This window comes from Nocardia sp. NPDC051900 (assembly GCF_044452545.1).
Lineage (GTDB): Bacteria > Actinomycetota > Actinomycetes > Mycobacteriales > Mycobacteriaceae > Nocardia > Nocardia sichangensis.
In genome coordinates this window covers 1-4,264 of sequence record NZ_JBITBU010000062.1, presented here as the reverse complement: position 1 = coordinate 4,264, position 4,264 = coordinate 1, and the positions used below count along the sequence as shown (strand labels likewise).

General features: G+C 66.3%; 9 protein-coding genes. All 9 read right to left on the bottom strand.

Translation table 11 applies throughout. The features are described 5' to 3' along the window. Window positions 1–724 (bottom strand): hypothetical protein (locus ACIA5H_RS37595; protein WP_397081105.1); only part of this gene is annotated, 724 nt, incomplete at its 3' end. 3 nt (window positions 725–727) lie between these two features. Further along, window positions 728–1,105 carry a hypothetical protein gene (locus ACIA5H_RS37590; protein WP_397081103.1) on the bottom strand — a complete coding sequence of 126 codons (378 nt, stop codon included), beginning with the start codon at window positions 1,103–1,105 and terminating at the stop codon, window positions 728–730. Window positions 1,106–1,116: 11 nt separating this feature from the next. Beyond that, window positions 1,117–1,710 carry a hypothetical protein gene (locus tag ACIA5H_RS37585; protein WP_397081101.1) on the bottom strand — a complete coding sequence of 198 codons (594 nt, stop codon included), beginning with the start codon at window positions 1,708–1,710 and terminating at the stop codon, window positions 1,117–1,119. 10 nt (window positions 1,711–1,720) lie between these two features. Further along, a complete protein-coding gene (locus tag ACIA5H_RS37580; protein ID WP_397081099.1) occupies window positions 1,721–2,149 on the bottom strand; it encodes a hypothetical protein in 429 nt (142 codons plus the stop codon). After that, a complete protein-coding gene (locus ACIA5H_RS37575) occupies window positions 2,146–2,550 on the bottom strand; it encodes a hypothetical protein (protein ID WP_397081097.1) in 405 nt (134 codons plus the stop codon). The genes ACIA5H_RS37580 and ACIA5H_RS37575 overlap by 4 nt, the downstream gene beginning before the upstream one ends. 167 nt (window positions 2,551–2,717) lie before the next feature. Then, a complete protein-coding gene (locus ACIA5H_RS37570) occupies window positions 2,718–2,882 on the bottom strand; it encodes a hypothetical protein (protein WP_397081095.1) in 165 nt (54 codons plus the stop codon). Next, a complete protein-coding gene (locus ACIA5H_RS37565; protein WP_397081093.1) occupies window positions 2,879–3,169 on the bottom strand; it encodes a hypothetical protein in 291 nt (96 codons plus the stop codon). The genes ACIA5H_RS37570 and ACIA5H_RS37565 overlap by 4 nt, the downstream gene beginning before the upstream one ends. Before the next feature lie 3 nt (window positions 3,170–3,172). Beyond that, window positions 3,173–3,475 carry a hypothetical protein gene (locus ACIA5H_RS37560; RefSeq protein WP_397081091.1) on the bottom strand — a complete coding sequence of 101 codons (303 nt, stop codon included), beginning with the start codon at window positions 3,473–3,475 and terminating at the stop codon, window positions 3,173–3,175. Further along, on the bottom strand, window positions 3,475–4,264 hold a 790-nt coding region (locus ACIA5H_RS37555; protein ID WP_397081089.1), incomplete at its 5' end, for a glycoside hydrolase domain-containing protein. The genes ACIA5H_RS37555 and ACIA5H_RS37560, both read right to left, overlap by 1 nt.

The window sequence follows — 4,264 nt, the reverse complement described above, 5'->3', positions numbered from 1 at the left end:
TCGACGCGGTGACCGTCGCGGTGTCGGCGGCCGCGGCGGTGTCGGTGTCTTTAGGCGCGACGTTGGCAGCGTCGGCGGCGCTGCCGGTGTCGCTCGAGCTGACCGGCGTCGACGCGACCGGCTGAATGATGCCGATCCAGGCGAGTTCGGCCTCGAAGTTGCTGTTACTGGCCGGGGTGGTGCCGGTGACCGATGTATTTCCGGTCGAAATGGTGGCGTTCGAGTCGGTCAGGGCGACCGCGTACTGCGTGTTGTGTTGCTCGCCGCGGCGGGTGTCGGTGGGCGAGAACGTCGACCACGCGCCCATGGTCGAGAACACTGTTTCTGCGGCTCCCCAGCACGCGACACGCCATGAGCCGGAGACGGTGTTGTTGACCGTCGGTGTCGCGAGCGTGCTCACAGCGCCACCGGCCGAGGGGGCGGCGTCGGTGAGGATCGGTGTTGTCGAGTCGGTGCCCGACCAGGCGCAACACACGTTGTACGTCGCGCCGGTGATCGTCCATGTCGATCCGGTCGAGTACACCTGATAGGCGACCACCATGCGCAACGTCGAGCTGTTGCTCGTCGTGGCGTTGCGCAGGGTGGTCCAGCCCGACGGCACGGTGATCGTTGTGCCCGATGGGGCGATCGCGACGACGAGCAGCAGGTCGCCGGAGGCGACGCCGGTCGGCGCCGTGATCGTCGTCGAGCCGGTCGTCGCCGTGCCGCGCAGGGCAATTGCCATAGGTCAGCTCACGGTGACGTGCGCGCAGATGACGTACACAACGAAACCGTGCGGGTCCTCGCGGTCTTCGTTGTGGTAGGTCACGCGCCAAGCGGGCGCGGGCCCGGTTTCCACGACACCGACCGGGCCGGACTGCACCACACGCATATACGGCTCGTCGACGTAATACCCGTCCGCGAGCAGCGCGCCGCCACCGGTCGCGGTGTCGCCGTCGTTGCATCTGACGTCGGTTTCGTTCTGATAGTTCGGCGGCACCTGGGTAGGGGCACCGCTGTTGTTGGTGTAGTAGGAGATCGTGTCGGCGCTGGCGGCGGCCGCGGTCGCGGTGGCGAGCGCGGCCGCGGCGGCGAGCGTGACGGCGAGGTGGGCGAGAGTTTTCATGGTCGGGATCCTCACGAGATAGTGCAGGTGGCTTGCAGGGTCCAGATCGCGCCGCTGGCCTTGGTGCCGAGCGAGGCGACTTTGTGGTTGAACATCAGTGGCGAGGTGCCGACCGAGGCGAAGGTGCCGCCCGGGGTGATGGTGCCGGTAGCAATGCCGAGCATCCACTCATTCCACGCGAAATTGGCGTTGCCCGTGGCGAAGGTGGCGTTGCAGTTGATGACGCCGCCCGACTGTGTCGGGTAGCCCACGTCCGCGCCCTGGTAGTAGGCCGAGGTCGTCGAGCCGTTGCCGCCGAGTGCGGTGTCGCCGACCGCGGCGGCCGTCGTGCTCGACCCGACGCCGACGATGGCGTCCGCGTTGTTGAATACCGCACCGCCCGCACCCTCGAACAGGCTGGTCAACCTGTTGAGTCCGGCGGTGGTGAGCAGGTTGCCGATCTCGTGATGGATGTCGTCGGGCGTGAAGACACCGCGGTGCATGAGATCGGCGATCTCGTGACCGACTGGTTCGCGGCCGACGTGCCGGATCATGTCGAGCACGGTGGCGGGCGCGAATTTGACGACGCGGCACTCTGCGTGCCAGCGGAGAACGTCGTCGGGCATGGGTAGCTCCTTATTCCTGTGTGATGGTGACCGTGAACGACTGATCTGCCTGCCGTCCAAGCGATGTGGCGACACGGTTTGTCACGAGGTAGGTGACGCCGAGCGTCCCGCCCGCGACGAGCACACTCGTGATCGCGCCGGTGAGGGTCTGGCCGGACAGCGTCAGCCCGGCCGTGGTGAGGTACTGGCTCGAGGCGACGGTTTCGCCGGATTCGAGGTACGGCGACCAATCGAATTGCCAGCGGTCGATATCGGTCGGCGACTTCTCGAAACCGTCGAATTGCTCCTGTGTTTCGACGATCGCGGGCGCGCCGAGCGGCAGCCGCCAGCCGTACGCCTGATAGTTCGCCAGATCGGCCGAGTCGATGAATATGCCCTCGGCGGACATGCGGGAGCCGTCCGCGGCGAGTACGTCGCGGACGATGAGGATCGAAGTCATGAGCAGCCGAGATCGCGGTCGATCTGGCGCAAGACTTGATACGCCTGCACCTGCTGGGCCCGCTGTTCCTCGGTGTAGGTCGGGTTGCTGATCGTCCTGGGCTCGAACTGGAGGAACAACGTAATCACCGCGCACAACGCGGTTTTCGTGCGCTCGGTCTCGATTTGCACGGTCGATTGCAGCGTGGTGATCCTGTCCTGATTGTCGTTGACGCCGACGAGCCCCCAGCCCACGAGGGCAGTCAGCGTCAGGTCAAGCACAACGCTGAACAGCGCCAATCGGGCGGTTCGTTTCGTGCGGCGCAACGTGTGCTCGTCGAGGTCGACCTTTTTCGACAGTTTCTCGATTGCGGTTTGTGCTTGGGCCAATGCGGTTTGTAGAGCTGGAATCCGTTCGGGCATTGGCTACACCTCCTCCTGGTATGGATTCCGCCGGACCTCCGCCTCGAGTTCGTCGAGTTCGACTCGGAATGCCGTCAGCAGTCGACGCAGATCGCCGATTGCGATACGAGCGTCGTCAATGATTGCTTTGTCAGGGCTGCTGTTGCGTGAACCCTTTCGACGCCAGCTCACAACCACCTTTTCCTCCGTGCACCCTGGCGCCGGGTTTCCTGTTCGATGTCGTCGAGCACTTCCGAGAACCGGGCGAGCAGATCTTCGAACGTATCCAGCGCACGCCTCGTCTTCTCGATCGCGTCGAGCCGTGAATCACGCTGTTCAGCCGCGGCCATCATCGATCGCCCCGCTGCCTGTACGATTCGGCGACTTCGCGCATAACTTCGGTGGCTCGCACCAATTCGCCGCTCAGTTTGGAGCCAACCAATTCGTAGAAGTCGAGCAGTTGTTTCTCCAGCCGGTCGGCGCGCTGGCGTTCGGCGTCGTTGATGCGCTCGAGTCGACGCCAGAGCACCCACACGACCGCGAGTTCCACGAGCGCGAACACGCCGACAGCGCCGTACTGAACGAGCGTGCCACTGACCGGCTCGACGACCTGCTGCTGTGCGAGCAGGACTTGACCCACCGCCTACCCACGATCGTCGGATTCGCCGAGCGCCGAGCCGCTCGGCGCTGTCGTAGCCGGTTCGGCCGCCAGCCACGGAACCCACAGGGTAAGCGCGTCATTGACGGCCGGTATCGCCATGAATCGGGTGATCGCCGCCGACACCGCCAGGGCGCCGACGACGCCGGCGGACATGGGCAGGTGCGCGGCGCCCACGAGTGTGGGCATCGCGGCCGCAACGCCGACGATGAGCTGAAACCCGGTGCGGCCGACGGTGCGCCACGGGTGGCGCACTTGGCTCGGTTCCTGCAGCTCGTGTCGTCCCATCACTTCACCACCCCGGGCGGTACCTCCCCGGCGGCGCCGGTCACCTTGGCGGCGAGCCCCTCGACCGTGGCCTTGAGCCCGTCGACGGTGCCCTTGAGTTCGCCGATCTCGGCCAGCGCGGCGGCGAGCCCGTCGACGAGGGTCCGGTTGGAGCCGTCCGGGTTCTGGCCGAGCTGCAGCCATCCCGGGTAGCCCTCCTCGCGGGCACCGAGGCCTGCGAGCTGCTCGCGGATGTCGCGAATGATGTCGGCGTCCATGGTGTTCTCCTCCGTGTCGTACGAGACGAGTTCGATGCCTCCCGACCACTGGCCGTAGTCGTCGGTCAGCGCTTCGTTGACGTCACAGGGCACGCCGTCGACGCGGACCTGCTGAATGCGCTGATGGATGTTGATGCGCGGGTCACGCTGACCGCCGGACCACGCATCGGTTTGCCACGCCCAGCGCGCGACACCGGCGTCGAGGGCGCGGCTGACCGACCAGAAACCGCCGTAGATGCCGACGTTCTCGACGCCGAGCACCGCCGCGGCGCCGCGCAGGTAGTCGTTGATCAGTGCTTGTTCTTCTTCGGTCGTGTCCCAGTCGGCCGAGAAGTAGATCGGCCGGTCGTCGCGGCCGCCGCAGGCGCGCACCTGCGCCAGCGCGAGCGTGGCGTCGTACTCGCCCGCGGCGTAGCCGCCGCGCATCCGATCCGCATACGTCTCCCAGTTGGAGACGATCTCGATGCCCGCGGCGCGCAACGCGTCGGCTTCCCACGGCAACAATTGCTTGCCGGGCAGGCTCGGGCCGCCA

What these genes read in the sequence shown, in the direction of transcription:
- ACIA5H_RS37590 (WP_397081103.1), bottom strand. Translation starts at nt 1,105, where the DNA reads ATGAAAACTCTCGCCCACCTCGCCGTCACGCTCGCCGCCGCGGCCGCG.
- ACIA5H_RS37575 (WP_397081097.1), bottom strand. Translation starts at nt 2,550, where the DNA reads ATGCCCGAACGGATTCCAGCTCTACAAACCGCATTGGCCCAAGCACAA.
- ACIA5H_RS37570 (WP_397081095.1), bottom strand. Translation starts at nt 2,882, where the DNA reads ATGATGGCCGCGGCTGAACAGCGTGATTCACGGCTCGACGCGATCGAG.
- ACIA5H_RS37585 (WP_397081101.1), bottom strand. Translation starts at nt 1,710, where the DNA reads ATGCCCGACGACGTTCTCCGCTGGCACGCAGAGTGCCGCGTCGTCAAA.
- ACIA5H_RS37580 (WP_397081099.1), bottom strand. Translation starts at nt 2,149, where the DNA reads ATGACTTCGATCCTCATCGTCCGCGACGTACTCGCCGCGGACGGCTCC.
- ACIA5H_RS37560 (WP_397081091.1), bottom strand. Translation starts at nt 3,475, where the DNA reads ATGGGACGACACGAGCTGCAGGAACCGAGCCAAGTGCGCCACCCGTGG.